Origin of the sequence: Streptomyces sp. NPDC005496 (assembly GCF_042872045.1) — a bacterium.
In the GTDB taxonomy this organism is placed as follows: domain Bacteria; phylum Actinomycetota; class Actinomycetes; order Streptomycetales; family Streptomycetaceae; genus Streptomyces.
On the sequence record NZ_JBIAJQ010000010.1, the window covers coordinates 114,129 to 132,564 of the forward strand.

The window sequence follows — 18,436 nt, forward strand, 5'->3', positions numbered from 1 at the left end:
GGACGCCGCTGCAGGGGCCGCAAGCACGGCACGCAGACCGGCCAGAAGCCCAGCCGCTCAAATCCCAGTGCGGATCCGGGACTTGCCGGAATTCACCCCCTTGCACGACAAGGATGCGCCGGTAAATTCAACACGGTTCGTGCCACACGCGCGCGACACGGACCCCATTTCCCGTTCCCACAGCTCAACGCCGCGTGGCACGCAGCTGGCATCGGTTCATATCGAGCCTTCAACACAGGAACCGGTGCTGATCCCGTCACGGGGATACGTTGAGGGTGCCGTGCAGGGCGCGGTGGTCGCCGGACATCGCACAGTGGCGGGCTGCGGGGGCCGTGTTCGAGGGGCTTGCCGGTTGGGTCGCACGGCAGCGCCAGGACGTCGGCGGCCTCGGTGTCAAAGAGGTAGGCCGGCGCGACTTCGAGCATTGCCTCCCCGAACTGGTGGTGCTGACCGGGGGCCTCACCGGTGTGGAGGTCGACGCCACGGGTGGCCAAGGACGTAGTGGGCAGGGATCAGCGTGAGCCAGAACCACATGGCTCCTTGTGTGTTGGCGAAGGCGATGGGAACGGAGAGGCCGAAGATCAGAACACTGGAACTGAGTTGGGCGGTGAAGCGACGGCGGGCCACAGCGGCGGATGACGTGGGTGAGGGGTGCACTTGGCGTTGCGTCAGTAGCAGCAGGGTTGTGTGCACCGCGTGGATCGCCGCCATGGCACCCGCGTAGAGGGCGACGGCTTCGGGCTGAGAGGCGTACTCGGCCAGAAGTCCGGTGGGGAAGGGCAGTAGCGCGACCAGGCCGAGACCCAGAAGGGTCAGGCGGGTGACCATGGCCGTCTCGCTGGGCAGTGCGGTGAGGATGCGGCGGTGGTCACGCCAGAATCCGGCGATGAGGGTGAAGCTGAGTGCGAAGGCGCCAAGGTTGGGCAGTGCATCGCTCAGGGCCTTGTGGAATGCGGCATCGTCCAGATGTGCGGGAACGGCCACGTTGATGACGAGAAGGGTCATCGCGATGGCGTATATGCCGTCGGACAGAGTGATCAGGCGTGCCGTGCCCGGGGCGTTCTCGTGGGTGTGCGTTTTTGGAACAGGCTCCGTCATGTCGATGACAGTAGGGCGCTGCGCCCTGGCTGTATCGCATCGCCCAGGGCCGGGGCGAGGAACTTGGCCTTATGGAGTGCCCACTCATACGGCAGTAAGAACGATGAGCGGCTAGGACAACCTGACCCACCTATCGCTGCTCTGTCCCTCGATCGCTCGCGGCGAGCAGACGAAAGCCTCCTCGATTTCCGCGCGAGGCGTGCGCATCACCCCCGGCAGGATTCTTCTGACCGATGACGGTGACCAGACCGGCGAACACGAAGCCGGCCATGATTCCGCGGAATGCACTCGTCGACTCGGCTGAGGCTATGGAACTCCAGTCGATGCCACCGGCCCCGCTCTTGCAGGTGTCAGGGCGAAACGGTGCCGCAGTAAGGGTTATGGCGGCTGATGGTGACAGCTGGGGCAAGGATCCGACCCCTGGCGGAAGTTGTCATCGGGGACCATTTGCGGTGTGGCGGCGCAGTTGGAGGCGCGCGGTGGTACACGGAACTCTGCACAGTAGACAGGCTGTCGTCTCGGCTCTCGCAGCGAAGGGAGACGGCCATCGGCGAAGCCCCTGCGCACCACCTTCGCCGGGAGATGATGACCGCGACGGCGACAACAGGGGTCTGCGTCAGCCCGTTTGTCAGCCGTACGCGGCCACCATGGCACTGCCTGCTGCGTCTACCAGCCGGCATCTCGATGGGCAAATGCACCCGAACCCATTTGTTCGAACTGACCCTGCAGGTTGGCTGCGAAGGTCTGCGGGTTGTCGCCACCGTATGCCTGGCCCATGGTGTTCATGGCTACCGTGAGGACGCCCTTGAAGGGCGCGCCTGGAGCGGTGCGTACGGGTGTGCACATGAAGCTGAATGCTTGCGGTGTCTCGGAGTCGTACGGGCGGAGAGTGACCTTGGACAGTGTGGTGGGCTGTCCTTGGCGCAGGGCGTCGTCCATGGCGCGGAAGACGCCGACCTGGTCGAGCCCGGGGAGAACCTGTCGGGCGGGGCTGAACTGCGGCACCTGGCCGAAGGCTTCGCCCTGCTTGCGGTTGGCGTAGCGCAGCAGGTGATCGGGGCCTTCGGTGAGCATGATCGGGAACTGTGCCCCGTCGAAGACGGCGAAGAGTTCCTGCTGCTGGGCGAGGAGGCTGTCGCGCAGCTTGAATTCCGACTGCAGGGTCGCAGTCAGTTCCGTCATGGCGTCCATGATCTGGTCGTCCCAGCGCCGGGGCCGGAAATCCGCGACGCAGACGGTGCCGAGGACCTGCCCGGTGTTGTCGAGCAGGGGCGTGCCCAGATAGGAGCGGACGTTGAGGTCGTTGACCAGTGGGTTGCCCTTGAACCGGGGGTAGTCGAACACGTCGTGCAGGGCGAGTTGGGATCGTTGAGCGACGACGTGCGGGCAGAAGCCGTACTCTCCGGGCGCCTCGCGTCCGAGTGCGCTGAGATCGAAGGGTATGCCGCCGCCGTCGACGTCCACCCCTGCGTCGGGGGATGCCGTGGGCACGTACATGCCGCGGAACATCTGGCGCTCGTCGCTGATGAAGTTGACCATGGCCAAGGGGGCTTGGGTCAGGCGGGCTGCCAGTCGTGCCACGCGATCGAATGTGGCTTCCGCGTCGGGCGCGTTGAGGCCGAGAATCGTCAGCCGACGGGTCCGTTCCGGTCCAGTGCGGCGGAACGCCTCGAGGGGATCGTGGGAGTCCATGAGGCTAGATCAAAGCAGAGATCCGGACTCTGTGGTCCGCCCCTCCGACACCTTGCCGCCCCAGCCGTCACTCTGCCAACACCATTGCGCCCAGCGCAAGTTGCATCGCGCCTGCCGACGGGCCGAGCCGTCCTTACAGGGTGTGGCTGTGACCAGCGACTGGGCATCCGGGAAGGCTGCCCAGGTCCTTTGATGTTTCAACCATCACCGATCACTTCTCGTCATTCCAGGCCGCCTCCTCGAACGGAAACGATGTTGCGCCCGACAATCGTGCGGTGGACCGGTTTTCGACACTGCCAGAGCACCTCGACGCGAAGAGGCAAACCCGAATGCATGTTCGTTTTCTGGAGGTGGGTTGGCTGCACGACTGCGTGCCCGTCCCACCTGACGGGGAGCAGCGGTACCTGCTTCGCAGCGCCTGACAGCAGGTTTTGCGCCAGGTTCCACGGCTCCCTCACGTAGCCGGGCGGATCGGCGCGGGAGCCGAAGGTTGGCCGGAATGAGTGGCCTGCTGAGGGATGAGCGCACGGTGAGCAAGCCGGCAATCAGCCGCCGGTGCGCTTGTCCCGCTGATCTTCCGGTCACAGTCCGGTTCCTGCTGCCAGGCGGCGGATATCTATGGCTAGGTGCAGTGATCAAGGTCGACTGCTCCACAACGGAGCGATGTACGAAACGGAGTTCTCGATGACCAGGTACCGCAAGTCCGGCGTGGACGCTCGGTCGGTCGCGGTGATCGGCATGGCCTGCCGCCTGCCGGGGGCGTCAGGACCCAGCGACCTCTGGGACCTGCTGAAGGCCGGCAGCAGCTCCCTCAGTGAGACACCGGCAGATCGCTTCGACGTCGACGCCCTTCATTTCCCTGAGCCCAGACGGGGCCGAATAGCAGGACGCCGAGCGGGCTACATCGACGGCGTTGCCGATTTCGACGCCGATTTCTTCCACATGTCGGCCACTGAGGCAACGGAACTCGACCCGCAGCAACGGCTCTTGCTGATGACCGCTTGGGAGGCCCTGGAGGACGCGGGACAGCGCACCGACCTTCTGGCGGGGAGCCGGAGCGCGGTGTTCGTGGGCAACACCCGTGCCGACTCCCTCGAGGCCGCGCTTCGCCAGGGTCCGGAATCGGTGACGGCCGCCCAACTCCACAACTTCCGGTCTCTGCTGCCTGCGCGGGTATCCCACTTCTTCGACTTCCGTGGCCCCAGCATCGTCGTCGACACGGCCTGCTCCTCGTCGCTGGTGGCCGTCCACCAAGCTGTCCAGAGCCTGCGCTCGGGAGAGAGCCCGCTGGCCCTGGCCGCCGGCGTGAACATCGCTCTGCGCCCTGACGAGAGCCTCGTCCTCTCGCACGCCGGAGCAATGTCGAGCGACGGACGCTGCAAGTTCGGCGACGCGGACGCGGACGGCTACGCCCCCAGCGACGCCGTGGCAGTCGTCGTCCTGAAGCGACTGACGGACGCGCTCAGCGACGGCGACCGGATCCACGCTGTCATCCGCGGCAGTGCCATCGGCAACGACGGCCGCACCAGCGACACGGTCCTCAACCCTTCGCTCCAGGGCCAACTGGACGTACTGCGCTGGGCCTACGAGGACGCCGGCCTGGATCCGTCCGACGTCGACTACGTCGAGGCCCACGGCGCCGGCTCGCCGGCGCTCGACCCTCTGGAGCTGAGCGCGCTCGGCGAGGTGATGGGCGCCGGGCGTCCCGTCGACCGCCCGCTCCTCGTCGGGTCGGTCAAGACCAACATCGGCCACGCGGAGGCGGGCGGCGGCCTCGCCGGATTGATCAAGGCCGTGCTGTGCCTGAAGCACGGTGAGGTTCCCGCCAGCCTGAACCTGCAGACGCCCCACCCCCGTGTCGACTGGGGGGGGCTTCCCCTTGTCGTCCCGGACAAAGCCCAGCCCTTGCCGGACTGTGGCCGGCCCGCTGTTGCCGGAGTGAGCGGACAGGGCTCGTCATCTCTGAATGCCCACGTGGTACTCAGCCAATTCGAGCCGGCGGCCCCCCTTGCCGACCCGGCACCGGACGGCACGCCGTACGTTCTGGCACTCTCCGCCCACAGCCCCGCGGCCCTCCAGGACCTCGCCCGCTCCTACGCCGACTACCTCGGCCCCGGCGGCGCCGGCCAGGCCTACGCGCTCCGGGACATCTGCTACAGCGCGGCCACCCGGCGCCGCCAGCACGATCACCGGATCGCCGTGGTGGGCTCCAGCCACGGGGAACTGGCGGCCGCTCTCGCCGGGACAGCGGCCGTCGGCGGACGTCCCCTGTCGGCCGCCGCAGACCGGTACTGCCGCGGCGAGGAGGTGGACTGGACGGCGCTGTTCGGCGAAGCCGGCCGCTACGTACCGCTGCCCGCCTACCCCTGGCAGACCAAACGCTACTGGCCTGGCGAAACGCACGAAGACGAGAGCGATCTGGCGGCTTGGGTGCTGCGCGAGCACGCCCGCACGAGCTTCGATGACGACTCGACGCTCACCGAGATCGGCATCGACTCGCTGGCGAAACTGCGCATCGTGGTCGAACTCGGCAGACGTAGCCAGCGGGAGGTCGACCCGGAAGGGTTCGGCCGGCTGCGTACAGTCGGCGAGCTGCGGCAGTGGACGCGTGCCCTCCTGGCAGCGGCCCGGTGAAGCTGCGCACTCTGTTCGACTGGTTCGCCCGCTCGGCGGCCGCGTACCCGGGTGAGACGGCCCTTGAGGTCGGTTCGGTGCAACTGACCTACCGGGAACTGCACGACCAGGTGGAGCGGCTCGCCGGCCGTATCGTCACGGCGCCGGCCGGCAGGCCGCCGCGGCGGGTCGGGCTGATGGCCGCACGATCGGTGACGGCGTACGCCGGCTATCTCGCCATTTTGCGCGCGGGTGCCGTTGTCGTGCCGCTGAGCCCGGAGTACCCCGCGGAACGGACCGCCCAGATCGTTGCGGCGGCCGAACTCGATCTCATTTTGGCCGAGTCCATCGACAGCGTCCCCGACCTCGGGATCCCCGTCCTTGCCGCCGGCCCGGATGAGCTGTCGGCCCCGGCTGGAGCTCATCCGGCCGCGCTTGCGTACCGGCACGTGGATCCCGACGACCTCGCGTACGTCATCTTCACCTCAGGATCGACCGGCGCTCCCAAAGGCGTACCCATCACCCACCGGAGCATCTGCGCCTACCTGGAACTCGTGGCGGGCCGATACGACATCGGGCCGGGCAGTCGCCTGTCGCAGACGTTCGAGCTGACCTTCGACGGTTCGGTGCACGACCTGTTCGTCGCGTGGGCGGGCGGCGGCACGCTCGTCGTCCCCCAGCGCAGCCAGCTGCTGTCCCCGGTGAAGACCATCACCAGCCTGCGGCTCACGCACTGGTTCTCCGTCCCGTCCCTCATTTCCTTCGCCTCCCTTCTGGGCACCCTTGCCTCGGGCAGCATGCCGACGTTGCGGTGGAGCATCTTCGGCGGCGAACCGCTCACCCTGCAAGCGGCCCGCCAGTGGCGAGTCGCAGCTGCGAACAGCAGGCTGGAGGTCCTGTACGGGCCGACCGAGTTGACGATTTCCTGCACCGCCTACCGGCTTCCCGACGACATGGCCGCCTGGCCGAGCACACCCAACGGCACCGCACCCATCGGAAGTGCGTATCCGGGCCTGGATCTGCTGCTGCTGGACGACGACGGTCGGCCCAGTGACAGCGGAGAGCTGTGTGTACGAGGCCCGCTGCGGTTCTCCGGCTACCTTGATCCGGCTCACACCGCCGGCCGCTTCCTCACCACCGACCTCCGACCGGCGGGCGACCGTCCAACATCCGAGCACTGGTACCGGACAGGAGACCGGGTCGCCGTCCAAAACGGCCACCTGGTGCATCTGGGCCGAACCGACCACCAGGTCAAAATCCGCGGCCACCGCATCGAACTGGGTGAAATCGAGGCCGCACTGCGGGCGTACCCGGAGGTACAGGACGCTGCCGTGATCACGCTGCCCGCCGCAGACGGTGAACTGGAACTGCAGGCCGCCGTGAGCGGCCTCCGCCCGGATACAGACCGGCTGTTCGCAGCCCTGCAACGGCAGTTGCCGCCGTACATGCTGCCCCGCCAGATCACCGTCCTGGAACAGCTCCCGCTCAACGCGAACGGCAAAATCGATCGAAGGGCGCTGCTCGACGCACTGGCCAACTCGCGCTGATCACTCCCCTGCAAGGTCCCGGCCCCCTTACACCGCCCCCCCGTTCCCTGCCCCGAGCCAAGGCTCCCCGTCCGATATGAGGAACCCGCATGTACGACGCCATCGTGGTGGGCGCGCGCTGCGCCGGCGCGTCAGCCGCCTTGTTGCTGGCCCGTGCGGGCTACCGCGTGCTTCTCCTCGACAGATCCACCTACGGCTCCGACACCCTGTCCACGCACCTCATTCATCAGCCAGGCGTCGCGGCTCTCGCCCGCTGGGGTGTGCTGGAGCAGGTCCGTGCCTCAGGGTGCCCGCCTCTGAAGCGCACCGTGTACGAGGTCGCCGACATCCGTATCGCGGGCTGCGCGCGAGGCGTGGCCGGCCAGCAAGCAGCGTTCGCGCCACGGCGCCGGGTGTTGGACGCCCTCCTGGTCGACGCTGCCGTCGCGGCCGGGGTCGAGTTCCGCGAGCGAAGCCGCGTCACCGGTCTGCTGCGGGACAGGGCAGGCCGCATCGTCGGTATCGAGGGCCGACACGGCAACCGGAGTTTCGCGGAATCCGCTCGCCTGGTCATCGGCGCTGACGGCATGCGCTCCACCGTCGCCCAGATGGCCGCAGCGCCGTACATCAGGCGGGATCCTCTGCTGACCTGCGCTTACTACACCTACTGGCCGGATGTACCCGCCGACCTTGAGCTCTACGAGCGTCCCGGCGGCTGGGTGGCAAGCGTGCCCACACACGACGACGCCACCCTGGTTCTGGCCTACTTCCAGCAGTCCCGTTTCGCCGAAATCCGCACCAGCGCCCGGCATGCCTACGAGGAGCAGATTCGTTTCACCGCGCCGGCGCTGTACGAGCGGCTGCGGGGACGTGCGCCGGTGGAGCGTCTGCGTGGCAGCGGGGATCAGCAGAACTTCTTCAGGCAGGCGGCCGGGCCCGGCTGGGTCCTGGTCGGGGATGCCGGGCATCACAAGGACTCCATCACGGCACGAGGCATCAGCGATGCCTTCCAGCAGGTGGAAAGCCTCGTCGCCGAGGTGGGAGACACGCTCGGTGGCGATCCCGTGAAGCTCGACGCGTCGCTGGCCCGGTTCGCAGAGAGCCGGGACACGACACTCACCCCGGGCTACGAGGCCACGCTCAGCGTGGCCCAGCTGGCCACCCCGCACGACCAACGTCTTTCCCTGCTCCGGGCCGTCCAGTCCGACCCGGAACTCGTCGCGATCTACCTCGACATGGTGGCCGGCATCGCTTCTCCGCATGACCTCTACACGCCCAGACTCCTCGAACTCCTATGACCGTTCCCAAAGGCGGTGAAAAGCCCGGACGTTCCTCAGAACGGTGCGTCGATAAAGGCTCAACTACCAGTGCGCACAAACCAGTTGCCATGGCCCGAGTGTGACGCTGCGCGATGATCCTGATACGGTGCAACCCACGTTGACCTTCGAACAGAGTGAGCAGTCACTCCGCGGGGACCGACGGTCGCGTACCGCTTTCCGCACCGGTGTATCGCTGCTGCACGAGGAATCCAGATGTCAGGCAACCGCGACCGGCGGCCACAACCCCGCGTCACTCAACGCAGATCTCTGCGATCCTCCCTCGGCGTCCCGTTCGTTGTTCCCCTGGTCTGTCTGACCGGGCTCGGGGGCTTTACCGCCGCAAGCCTCGCGCAGCAGCAGATCCAGCGACAAGACGACGCGGACCAGGCTTCATTCGTCGCAGGGTCGGCTGAGTCACCGACGCAGCCGCAGGACGGACACCAGCCCGCCGACGAGGGGCGCAGCACTCCAACAGAGCGCGAGCGCGGAGGCATCTCCGCCGCGGCATTCGAGAACGCTCAGCAGATGGCGCCCAAGGCGCCGCAGTACGGGCAGCTTTCCCTGAGTGCGCGGTGGGCCAGCCTGACGCCCCGCAACGAGGGCGTGGCCGGCGACCACGGGGCACCGCTTCTGGCCGCGGCCATCTCGCGGACGACGGCCACCGACAGTGTGCTGGGCAGCTCACGGGCGCTGACCGCGGCTTCGCTGGACAGCCTGGCGGGCGCCGACGATGATCGGGCCGAAGAGCTGCTCCTCGTCGCGCTGGTGAGCAGCGGCATCACCCTCGCTGTCGTCGTGGGCGCCGTGGTGCTGGCCAGACGCGCCCGGGACGCCCGGCGCTCGACACTCGGACGGCTCTCCGCACTCCAGGAGGGTACGCAGCAGTGGGCGACGCACCTGCCTGACCTTCTGAACCGAATAGAGCGCGGCGAGCGGATAGACCTCGATGCGCTCGTCCCGTTCGGACCGCAGGCGACTGATCAGGACCACATCGCTCAACTCTCCACCCACATCGACCAGCTGGTCCGTATTGCCGCCCAGTCCACGATGCGGCAGTCCCAGGGCCGCCAGGGCACGGAGAAGGTCGTCGGCCAGCTCATCCGCCGCGCCCAGACCCTCATTCATCGCCTGATCAACCTGTTGGACGACCTCGAACGCAAGCACGAGGACTCCGATCTCCTCAAGGACATCTTCAAGGTCGACCACCTTGCCACCCGCGTGCGACGGCACACGGAGAATCTGATGATTCTCAGCGGTGCCACGTCTGGGCGCCGCACCACCACCCCGCCCACCTCCATCACCGACGTGATGCGGGGCGCGGTGGCTGAGACCGAGCATTACACCCGGGTGCACGTCGTGAACACGCCGGACGACCGGAGGGTGGCCCTTGCCGGCCGGGCCGTGGGAGACGTGACGCACCTCCTTGCAGAGCTCATCGAGAACGGCACCCAGTTCTCCCCGCCCGACACTCAGGTCACGGTCAGAGCAGCGAAGGTGGCCCGAGGGCTGGCCTTGCAGATCGAGGACCAGGGCCTCGGTATCCAACCGCAGCAGCGGGACCACGCCAACGAGCTTCTCGCTCACCCACCCCGGATCGACATGACGGCCCTGGGTGAGGATCCACGCCTGGGGCACTTCGTGGTCGCGAAACTCGCCGAGAGACACCGCATCAGGGTCGTCCTGCGCGCGTCCGATTACGGCGGCACCCTCGCGCTCGTCCTTCTGCCCAGTGAGCTGCTGGAAGTTGTTCCCTCGCCGGTCCTGGACCAGTTGCAGTCGGCAGCGCAGGCCACGGGCCGGGCAGTGGTGAGCCAGCCCGAAGCGTCCTCGCCGGCCGTCGCGGGCGGCCGATCGTCCACCGACCGCGAAGCGCTGCCGAGCGTGGGCCTCAGCAGGGGGTCCTCGGACGAGGCGATCACCCATTCCCCCGCGCCGGACTACAGCGGCTTTCCCGAGTACGGAGGTGCTGGACTGCTCCCTCCGGCTCCAGGACATCACGCGGGGCCCGTTGCCGCCCCGGCCGGCTGGACAGCTCCGGCGCGGAACGCGCCGCCCAGCCGCGCCAGGCACCCGGAAGACAGCGCGGAGCGTCCCGTCACGTCTTCGACCGCCGCAGCCGCTGCCGATGTTGCGGGGTACGACCTGCCACGTCGCCAGAGGCCTCCGGCGCAGCCGGGACCCCCTCAAGAGCGTGTAGTGCCAGGCGTGATGCCCGCTGACACGCTTGACGACCCCGAGGTCCTGCCGAAGCGTGTCAGGCGCGCCAGCCTCGCGCCGGAACTGCGGCGCGAGCCGACGCTGAACGATCCTGGCGCAGGCGAGGTCCACGACGCGTTCCTCGACCCGCAGGCGGCGGCCCGCACGATGGCTGCCATCGACGCGGGAATCAGGCGGGCCGGAATGAGCAACGAGTCGCGCAACGTCCGCGGGTGGCAGGACGAATCGGCACCCCCAATGCCGACGAACGGTGAGGAACCTACGCAATGAGTGACACGGTACGCAGCAGCAAAGGCCTGGACTGGCTCCTGGACACCCTGGTGGAACGGATCCCGGAGATCCAGTGCGCCGTCGTGCTCTCGGGGGACGGTCTCCTCATCGGGAAGTCCCGGACCATGCACCGCGACGACGCCGAACACCTGTCCGCCGTGGCTTCAGGCGTCCACGCGCTGGCCCGGGGTGCCTCCGACCGGTTCCGGGGCGGATCTGTCCAGCAGTCGGTCATTCAGATGGAGAAGGCAGTTCTCTTCATCACCACCGCCGGCTCAGGAGCCCGCCTGGCGGCGATCGCCTCGCACGAGGTGGATCTCGGGATGCTCGCGTTCGAGATGGCCACCCTCGTCAGGCAGGTCGGCCAGTACCTGACAGCGGCGCCCCGCGTCCAGCACACGCCTGCCGGCCCTGCTCAGGATGGCTGAGCCAGGATGGCGTGACGGCCCGCAGGACGGGCGCTACCTGAGGCCATACGCCATCACCCGCGGGCGCACTCACCACGGTCGTCACGGGTTCGCCCTGATCACCCAGGTCGTCGCACGTTCCGATGGGAAGGTTCAGCACCGCCATCTGGAACCCGAAGCGACCCAGATCCTGGAACTGTGCCGAGGCCGGGTGATGGCCGTCGCCGAGATCGCTGCGCAGCTGAACCTGCCGGTGAGCGTGGTGAAGGTGCTCTGCGGCGACTTGCTGGATGCTGCGCTGGTCCTCGTCCAGGCGCCGCCCGGACGGGACAGCCAGCCGAGCGTAGAAGTCATTGAAAGGGTGATCGATGCAATTCGCGAACTCTGAGCCGGTCATGCCTACAGCGCTGAAAATCCTCATCGCCGGCGGATTCGGCGTGGGCAAGACGACCATGGTGGGCTCGGTGAGCGAGGTCTCCCCTCTGCAGACAGAGGAGCGCATGACCGAGGCGAGTCTGGGCATCGACAGCTTGTCCGGCGTCGAGGCCAAGTCGTCGACGACGGTCGCCATGGACTTCGGCCGTATCACGATCGGCCCGGAACTCGTGCTCTACCTTTTCGGCACACCGGGCCAGGACCGCTTCTGGTTCATGTGGGATGACCTCGCCATGGGCGCTCTCGGCGCTGTCGTGCTTGCCGACACCCGGCGGTTGGAGAGCTCCTTCGCCTCTATCGACTTTTTCGAAGAGAGAGGAATTCCCTTTGCTGTGGCCGTCAACTGCTTCCACGGGCGCTGCAGCAGCTCGGCCGAGGAGGTGCGCGCCGCGCTGGACGTCGACATGGATACACCGGTCCTGCTGTGCGACGTGCGCGACCGCGACTCCAGCAAGGAGGTGCTGCTGACCGTCTTGGGAGCGGCACGTGCGCGGGCGGCCGCCCGCCTCGCGTCCGCAGCCCGGGCTTAGACCGTGCGGCAGCAGATCAAAGAGGCCGACGCGGACCTCGCGCCCCTTGTGAGACGAGCCCCCTCCAGCCTCGTCGCCCTGCCCGGAGTGGGGGCCGAGACGCCGGCCAGCTGTTGATCACCGCAGGAGACAACCCCGACCGGCTCAAATCCGAAGCGGCTGAGACGGGTCAGGCACGACGTCCCGGGCACCGTCACCTCGCCCCGGCCGGCCCGGTGGAGGACGCGACCGGTCCTGTGCGTGCGTACCCCGATATCGTCCGTGCGTTTCACGTACCGTCAAGCCACCCGCCGATCCTTGCCGTCAGCCCCGCAGGCACGAGTTCCGTGCCATCGGGCCGGGTCAAGCCTTCGTCGACGTCGCCGTCGGAACAGGAGCACGTCCATGCGTCTGTACGCCCAGACCCCAGCGCGTCGGGGTCGTCAGCTGATCGCGGACCTGATCGCTCTGCTCCTGATCGCGATCACGGTGAAGTTCGCCCTCGTCGTCCGTGACGCGATCCTGACGCTGGCCGAGCCCGGACGGAAGGCCGAGAGCGCGGGCGACAGTCTTGCCTCCAATCTCGACGACGCCGGCGATGCGGCCTCGAAGGTCCCCTTCGTCGGGGACTCGTTGAAGAAGCCGCTCAAGTCCGCGGCCGACGCCGGCACCAGCCTCTCCGATGCCGGACAGTCCTTGCAGGACACCGTGGGCCACGTCGCCACCCTCACGACGATCGCCCTGATCGCCCTCCCGACCGCCGTCATCATGGTGTTGTGGCTCGTTCCACGGCTGCGGTGGATCCGGCGCAGCGCCACCACTCGTCGCCTTCTCGACGCCCCCGGTGGCGCCGACCTCCTCGCACTGCGTGCGCTCACCGGACCGCAGCGGCCGCTGGCCGCGCTTGCCACGCCGCCGGGCGGCCTGGCCGACGCCTGGCGTCGCGGGGACCCGGACGTCATCGCCGACCTGTCGACGCTGACGCTCCGACGCGCGGGCCTTCGGCCCTGACCGGGGTGCCCCCAGCCCTGCGGGGCGGTCCGTGGTCGTGACGTGAACCCCGTTCCCTCAGCCCGCGGCCGGTCCCGACGGGGCGAGTGCCGCGCGGGCGTGGCGCACCGCTTCCTCGGCGGTCAGCAGGGGCTCCCCGGTCGTAGGCCTCCGTGAACGCGAAGGTCCCCAACGTGAAGATATTCACCGGGACCCCCGAACTGGCCGATCTGCTGCTCGACTGGCGCGCGGCCGGCCTCGCCGGCTTCCGGCTGCGCCCGGCCACCCTCCCGCACGACCTGACGGCCATCACCCGGAGCCTGGTCCCGGAACTCCGGCGACGCGGAGTGTTCCGTACCGCGTACGAATCCACCACGCTGCGCGGACACTTGGGCCTCCCGCGCCCCGCGAGCCGCTACGTGACGGCGGGACAGGAGACGAACTCGAAGCGTCGGCTGTCAGGGCACCCCGCTGCGAACCTGCCACTCAGCAGTCGCCTTCGAGGTCTGCAAGGGCGTCATCGACGTCCATTCCCGGCTCGCAGGCAGGAGCGTTGGCGTCGCCAAATCCACCGCCCTCGTCTCTGCCCGTGCCGAGGGAGGGGCCGCGTCCCAGCGTGCCGAAGACCCAGGCCGGGAGGGCGTCCTCCGCGGCCCGGGCCTTCGCTCGTCTCATGCCTCAGCCGCATTCCGGCCGGCGGTCACGCCGTGGCAAGGGCCTTGCGGACGAGTCCGGTCACGACGTCGAGGACGAGGAACGCGAGGAGCGTGATGCCCAGGACGGGCAGTGCCCAGCCGAGAGCAACAACGGCGGGTACGCCCAGGATCAGGACGGGCAGGGGCAGGGTGCGCCAGATGCCGCGCGCGGGGGCCTTGCCGAAGAGGGCCGTGCGGTCCGCGCGGACGGGGCGGCGCTGCCACCACATCCGATAGCCCCACAGCACGACGAAGGCCAAGCCCAGGGCGATGACGGCGAGGAGGATCTGGTTGGCGACGCCGAACAGCCGACCCATGTGTCCCTGGACGCCGAGCTTGGTGAGCTTGGCCGTGACCGGGTAGTCGGCCCAGCGGGTCTCGGCGGTGACCTCACCCTTCGCGGCGTCGACGGCGACCTTGTCGTAGTGGACGGGCCAGCTGGGATCGTCCTGGGCAACGGTCCACGCGCTCGCCGGGTCGGCGGGCGGGGTCACCACCACCTTGCCGCCCAGGCCCTCGTGGCGGGCCACGGCGAGAACAGTGTCGAAAGCGGCGGGGTCGGCCGATGCCGCGTCCTGGCCTGCGTGGTGCCCGGCGTGTCCCGCGTGCTCGTCACCGGCGGCGGTCTTGACGCCGGGAAGCGCGGTGTCGAGTTCGGGAGCATGTCCCTTGACCGTGTCCAGGAGCTGCCCGAACCGGTCACCGGCGTAGTGGGACCACGTGAGGCCGGTCGCGCTGAGGAACAGCAGGCCGAGGGCGATCCACACACCGGTGGCGGCGTGCCGGCCGCGGGTGCGGCGAACACCGCGGGCGGACCGGTCGGGCAGCAGAACACCGCGCGCTGACCCGGCGCGCTGTCCACGGGCACGTCCCAGCCACAGGATGAGGCCGCCGGCGACGAGCACCCACAGCCAGCTGGCCGCGACCTCGGAGTACAGGCGTCCGGTCTCACCCAGGTGGAGGTTGCGGTGCAGGTCGTCCAGCCACGTGGTGAGCGGGGTCGAGCCCCACCAGGTGGTCAGTTCACCCTTGACCTCGGCGGTGTAGGGGTCGACGAACACGGTGCGCTGCTTCTCGCCCAGTTCCGGCACGGACAGCACCACCTGCGTGGTGTCCCCCGGACCGGGCGGGGTGGTCACGGAGGCCAGGGTGCCCTCCGGGTGGGCGGCCCGGGCCGCGGAGATCTGATCGGCCAGCGGGCGTGGCTGTCGGCCGGACTGCTCCACGTGCAGCACGTCGCCGTAGACCAGGTCGTCGAGTTGCGGGGTGAAGGTGTAGGCCAGCCCGGTCAGGGCGGCCACGAGCAGGAAGGGGGCGACGAACACCCCGGCGTAGAAGTGGAGTCGTACCAGCAGCGCCCGCACGCCCCGCCATGAGCGGACCGGCCGCGTGTCGGCGCCCGCGGTGTCGGCGGCCGTGGTGTCGGCGGCTATATCGGGGGTCTCGTCGAGGGCCGTGTCGGTGGCCTCGGACTCGTCCTGTGGCGTTTGTTCCTGGGTGGAAGACATGGATGCATCCCCAATGGGCACCCGGTGTCAGCGACGCGGGCGCGAGTGAAGTCGGCAGGTCGGTCCGCCGGGAAGCGGCGGCGTGGCGTGCGCGGCGGACCGCCTCCCGGGAACGGCTCGATGAGATGCGGCCGTTGCAGGAAGTGCCGTCCAAGAGGGCACGCCGGACTGCGTCCGTCACCCCACTGGGTGCGACGGACGGTCAGCGGCAGACTGCGGGCATCGGGGGACCCCGGCGTGCGATGTCGTGCCGCAGGAGCACACCACGCACCAACCGCACCGGAACGAAGAACCACACCGGACGTGCCGGGGACGGCACCTGGCGGACGACACGGATCCGTCCGGCCCGCCGCAGCGGAGCGAAGACGAACAACGCCAGCGCACGGCCGGCACGGAAGACCGCGGCCTCGCCACGCCACAGCCACAGTCCGCACAGCACCGCGGCCAGGGAGTGTGCCACGACCATGCCCAGGGACCAGTGACTCGTCATCGGGCCGTCCATGGGCATCGCTCCCATAGCCGACGACATGTCATGCACCATCCCGGCCCCGGAATCGGCCATGGCAGGAGAAGTGGCCGAGGACTGGGCGAAGTCGAACCACCCGTGCAGAGCGAACTGCACCGCCACCGTCGAACCGGTCACCGCCAGCACACCGCGCTCGCGGCGCCCGGCGATCCACCACGCCCCTGCGGCCGTGGCCGCGAATCCGCACCCCACCGCCCAGGCCGGAACCTCCTGGGACATCAGGGCATGACCGAGACCCGTCACCGTCACGCACACAGCGGCGAACACCGCGGCACGCGCTAGACGGAGAGCGGGTCCGGACGACATGAGGAGTCATCATGCCAGCCCTCCCCCGGCACCACCGCGGCGCATCGAAGCACGTCCGGAGCGCGGGCAGCCGGATGACCGGAAATCGCACGTGTGCTGGCCTGGTGGCAGCATCGGCTCTGTATCGCGACGCGGAGCCTTTGCCGGGTCCTGATGGCGTTCGTGGCACGGTCTGTGCGACGGTGGACGGACACCAGCCTGGTTTGGTAGGAGACCCCGCCCCCTCTTCGGAGGCACCGCCTTCAGTGGTCGGATGCGGTGCGGGTTGTCTTGCTCAACTGTGCGTGCCCCGCGGCACGCGCTTGATACCCCCACCGTCGGGGGGTGTGATGGGCTCGACCCCCCGGGAAAGCGAGGGGCGAACCCTGAACAACCTCACCGTCACCACGCAACAGCATATGGACCGGACCGTTGTCACCGTCGCCGGAGCGATAGATCTCAACTCGTGCCCGGCTCTCGAAGACGCGACGCTGGTCATCCCCCTCGACGGCAAGACCTTGCACCTGGAGATGTCCGGCGTGTCCTTCATGGACTCGGTCGGCCTGAACCTCCTGCTGAAACTGCGCCGCCGCATGCTGGCCGAAGGCGGCCAGCTCCTGGTCACCGGCCTGCAAAGCCAGCCCGCGAGCGTGCTGCGCCTGACCGAGACCGACACATTGCTGACCGCCCATGCCGCCCAGGCCGCTTGACTTCTCACAGCACTTTTCGAGCGGCATCCCTGAACGCCGGGTCTCGGAGATGGCCGATCTCTCCGGGGCCCGTTGGCGTCTTCAAGCCAAGGCCCGGTCTCTCCGGCCGCCATGGCCGTGAGCCAGTCGGCGGCTTCGAGCGCTAGCAGCGTCTCAGTACGCGCCGGGGCGGTTGCCGAGGAACGCGCTGATCAGTACAGCGGCCGTCGGTGCTCCCGTCGGGCCGGCGTGCCCCACTACCGCCCCTGTTGCGGCTGGGTTGATTGATTCAGCTGGCGTAGGGCCCCCGGACGATGCTTTTCCCGGAGTGGTCGGGTTTGCCGTTGTAGGGCTGGACGGAGACGTCGACGACTGAGTATTCACGCAGGTCAATGTTCTTCGGCACCGGCAGCGTGGCCTGTCCGTCCGCGTTGAGGACGCCCATGGAGACAAGCTTGGTGTGTGAGCGGTTCATGAGCCACACCTCGAAGTAGCCCGTCGTATCGGGCAGCCCTTTGACCTCTATGGCCAGAGTGCGATGGGCCTGCGTGCCTCGCAGGCTGGCATAGCCGGTGGATGCGGGCCGCAGGGAGTCGAGGGGTTTCGCACTGGGTGTGGTCGTCGTGCTGTCGGTGCGAAGCGCCCACCATGTGATGGTACTGCCGGCACCAGCACCGAGCAGCGCCGCACACGCGGCCAAGGCGACGCTGAAACGCGCCCGCCGGCGCACCCGCCGGCGCTGCGCCGTTGCCGGCGTGTCCGTGCTGGCCGAAGCGTGCACTGCGTGACCGTCTCCTTCACGCTCACCGGTGAGGATGGCGTGGGGTTCCTCGTTGGCTGCGGGGAACTCGGTGAATGCGTCTTCAGAGAGGGAGAGTTCGGCTGTGATGTCCGCCCACAACTGTGCAGGCGGCTGTATCAGATCGTCCTCGTCAAGCTGCGGCGTACGGGCTGCTGTGACCACGCGGCGGTAGGACTCAACTTCCGCCTGGCAGACGGAACAGCTTTGAAGGTGGAGTTCGTCGTCGCTGGTGGCGGGCAGCTCTCCGAGCGCGATCAAGACCAGCGCCTCTTCGTCAACGTGCGTCACTGTCCACCTCCAGTCGATCCTTCAAGCGCATCATCCCGCGCCGTGTATGACTTTTGACCGTCCCCAGCGGCATACCCGTCCGCTCGGCGATCTGCGATTGGCTCAAGTCCTCGTAGAACGCCATCTTGAGGACCGTTCGCTGCGGTGCAGGCAGTTGTTCCAGTTCATCCATGACCACGATATGGTCAACGACCGTATCCGCCTGCGTTGTTGAGTCCCCGCCGTTGTCGGGTATGACGACCGCGGCCACAGCGCGCTGGTCACGCAAGTGCCGCGACTTCCGGTCCAGGGCGTCGACGATCTTCTTATGGGTTATGCCCACCAGCCATGTCTTCAGCGAACCCCGGTCTCGGTTGAAGCCCTTTCGGCCCTTCCAGGCGCCGACGAACACCTGCTGCGTGACGTCCTTGGCCTCTTCCGGATCGCCGAGCTTGCGGGAGGCGATTGTGAAGATCAGCGCTCCCCAGCGCCGGTATGCCTCGTTCAGACATGCCTCGTCCCCGTCGGCGAAGCCGGCGGCGAGCATGTCATCGGACAAAGGGGTGGTCACCGTCGGTACTGTAGCGG

Annotated in this window: 16 protein-coding genes and 1 pseudogene; 10 read left to right on the forward strand and 7 right to left on the reverse strand. The window is 68.3% G+C overall.

Going from position 1 to position 18,436, the window contains the following annotated elements:
• Nucleotides 1-459 precede the first annotated feature (459 nt).
• Both ACFYQQ_RS28665 and ACFYQQ_RS28670 read right to left on the reverse strand, forming a co-directional pair.
• Complete coding sequence (locus tag ACFYQQ_RS28665; RefSeq protein ID WP_355779176.1) at nucleotides 460-1,098, reverse strand: TMEM175 family protein; 639 nt, start codon at nucleotides 1,096-1,098, stop codon at nucleotides 460-462.
• A gap of 666 nt (nucleotides 1,099-1,764) precedes the next feature.
• Nucleotides 1,765-2,790, reverse strand: a complete 1,026-nt coding sequence (locus tag ACFYQQ_RS28670; protein WP_355779174.1) for a GAF domain-containing protein — start codon at nucleotides 2,788-2,790, stop codon at nucleotides 1,765-1,767.
• Nucleotides 2,791-3,453: 663 nt separating this feature from the next.
• Here ACFYQQ_RS28670 and ACFYQQ_RS28675 point away from each other — a divergent pair.
• The 9 genes and pseudogenes from ACFYQQ_RS28675 to ACFYQQ_RS28715 form a co-directional block, all read left to right on the forward strand.
• The gene (locus tag ACFYQQ_RS28675) at nucleotides 3,454-5,424 is read left to right on the forward strand and encodes a beta-ketoacyl synthase N-terminal-like domain-containing protein (protein ID WP_355779171.1); all 1,971 of its coding nucleotides are present in this window, start codon (nucleotides 3,454-3,456) and stop codon (nucleotides 5,422-5,424) included.
• Nucleotides 5,421-6,950 carry an amino acid adenylation domain-containing protein gene (locus ACFYQQ_RS28680; RefSeq protein ID WP_388905555.1) on the forward strand — a complete coding sequence of 510 codons (1,530 nt, stop codon included), beginning with the start codon at nucleotides 5,421-5,423 and terminating at the stop codon, nucleotides 6,948-6,950. Before ACFYQQ_RS28675 ends, ACFYQQ_RS28680 begins: the two co-directional genes overlap by 4 nt.
• Before the next feature lie 89 nt (nucleotides 6,951-7,039).
• Nucleotides 7,040-8,227, forward strand: a complete 1,188-nt coding sequence (locus ACFYQQ_RS28685) for an FAD-dependent monooxygenase (RefSeq protein ID WP_355779165.1) — start codon at nucleotides 7,040-7,042, stop codon at nucleotides 8,225-8,227.
• A 234-nt stretch (nucleotides 8,228-8,461) separates the two neighbouring features.
• Nucleotides 8,462-10,735 (forward strand): ATP-binding protein, encoded by a 2,274-nt coding sequence (locus ACFYQQ_RS28690; protein ID WP_355779162.1) that lies wholly within the window; start codon nucleotides 8,462-8,464, stop codon nucleotides 10,733-10,735.
• On the forward strand, nucleotides 10,732-11,163 hold the full coding sequence (locus tag ACFYQQ_RS28695; RefSeq protein ID WP_355779160.1) for a roadblock/LC7 domain-containing protein: 432 nt from the start codon (nucleotides 10,732-10,734) through the stop codon (nucleotides 11,161-11,163). The genes ACFYQQ_RS28690 and ACFYQQ_RS28695 overlap by 4 nt, the downstream gene beginning before the upstream one ends.
• Nucleotides 11,156-11,530 carry a DUF742 domain-containing protein gene (locus tag ACFYQQ_RS28700; RefSeq protein ID WP_355779157.1) on the forward strand — a complete coding sequence of 125 codons (375 nt, stop codon included), beginning with the start codon at nucleotides 11,156-11,158 and terminating at the stop codon, nucleotides 11,528-11,530. Before ACFYQQ_RS28695 ends, ACFYQQ_RS28700 begins: the two co-directional genes overlap by 8 nt.
• Nucleotides 11,511-12,107 (forward strand): ATP/GTP-binding protein, encoded by a 597-nt coding sequence (locus ACFYQQ_RS28705; protein WP_355779154.1) that lies wholly within the window; start codon nucleotides 11,511-11,513, stop codon nucleotides 12,105-12,107. The genes ACFYQQ_RS28700 and ACFYQQ_RS28705 overlap by 20 nt, the downstream gene beginning before the upstream one ends.
• A 384-nt stretch (nucleotides 12,108-12,491) precedes the next feature.
• Nucleotides 12,492-13,097 carry a hypothetical protein gene (locus tag ACFYQQ_RS28710; RefSeq protein WP_356240160.1) on the forward strand — a complete coding sequence of 202 codons (606 nt, stop codon included), beginning with the start codon at nucleotides 12,492-12,494 and terminating at the stop codon, nucleotides 13,095-13,097.
• A 170-nt stretch (nucleotides 13,098-13,267) separates the two neighbouring features.
• Nucleotides 13,268-13,507, forward strand: a pseudogene (locus ACFYQQ_RS28715) (FMNH2-dependent monooxygenase); the annotation flags it as partial.
• A 55-nt stretch (nucleotides 13,508-13,562) separates the two neighbouring features.
• Here the strand turns inward: ACFYQQ_RS28715 and ACFYQQ_RS28720 are convergent.
• From ACFYQQ_RS28720 to ACFYQQ_RS28730, 3 genes are all read right to left on the reverse strand, one after another.
• On the reverse strand, nucleotides 13,563-13,751 hold the full coding sequence (locus tag ACFYQQ_RS28720; protein ID WP_355781698.1) for a hypothetical protein: 189 nt from the start codon (nucleotides 13,749-13,751) through the stop codon (nucleotides 13,563-13,565).
• 25 nt (nucleotides 13,752-13,776) lie between these two features.
• The gene (locus ACFYQQ_RS28725; protein WP_355781689.1) at nucleotides 13,777-15,279 is read right to left on the reverse strand and encodes a PepSY domain-containing protein; all 1,503 of its coding nucleotides are present in this window, start codon (nucleotides 15,277-15,279) and stop codon (nucleotides 13,777-13,779) included.
• Nucleotides 15,280-15,481: 202 nt separating this feature from the next.
• Complete coding sequence (locus ACFYQQ_RS28730) at nucleotides 15,482-16,024, reverse strand: hypothetical protein (protein ID WP_356240163.1); 543 nt, start codon at nucleotides 16,022-16,024, stop codon at nucleotides 15,482-15,484.
• Between the two features lie 416 nt (nucleotides 16,025-16,440).
• On the opposite strand from ACFYQQ_RS28730, the gene ACFYQQ_RS28735 reads away from it, so the two are divergent.
• Nucleotides 16,441-16,800 (forward strand): STAS domain-containing protein, encoded by a 360-nt coding sequence (locus ACFYQQ_RS28735; RefSeq protein WP_355781695.1) that lies wholly within the window; start codon nucleotides 16,441-16,443, stop codon nucleotides 16,798-16,800.
• 268 nt (nucleotides 16,801-17,068) lie between these two features.
• On the opposite strand, the gene ACFYQQ_RS28740 is transcribed toward ACFYQQ_RS28735, so the two are convergent.
• Together ACFYQQ_RS28740 and ACFYQQ_RS28745 are read right to left on the reverse strand one after the other, a co-directional pair.
• Nucleotides 17,069-17,869 (reverse strand): anti-sigma factor, encoded by an 801-nt coding sequence (locus ACFYQQ_RS28740; protein WP_355781683.1) that lies wholly within the window; start codon nucleotides 17,867-17,869, stop codon nucleotides 17,069-17,071.
• Complete coding sequence (locus ACFYQQ_RS28745; RefSeq protein ID WP_355781681.1) at nucleotides 17,856-18,419, reverse strand: sigma-70 family RNA polymerase sigma factor; 564 nt, start codon at nucleotides 18,417-18,419, stop codon at nucleotides 17,856-17,858. The genes ACFYQQ_RS28740 and ACFYQQ_RS28745 overlap by 14 nt, the downstream gene beginning before the upstream one ends.
• Nucleotides 18,420-18,436: the final 17 nt, after the last annotated feature.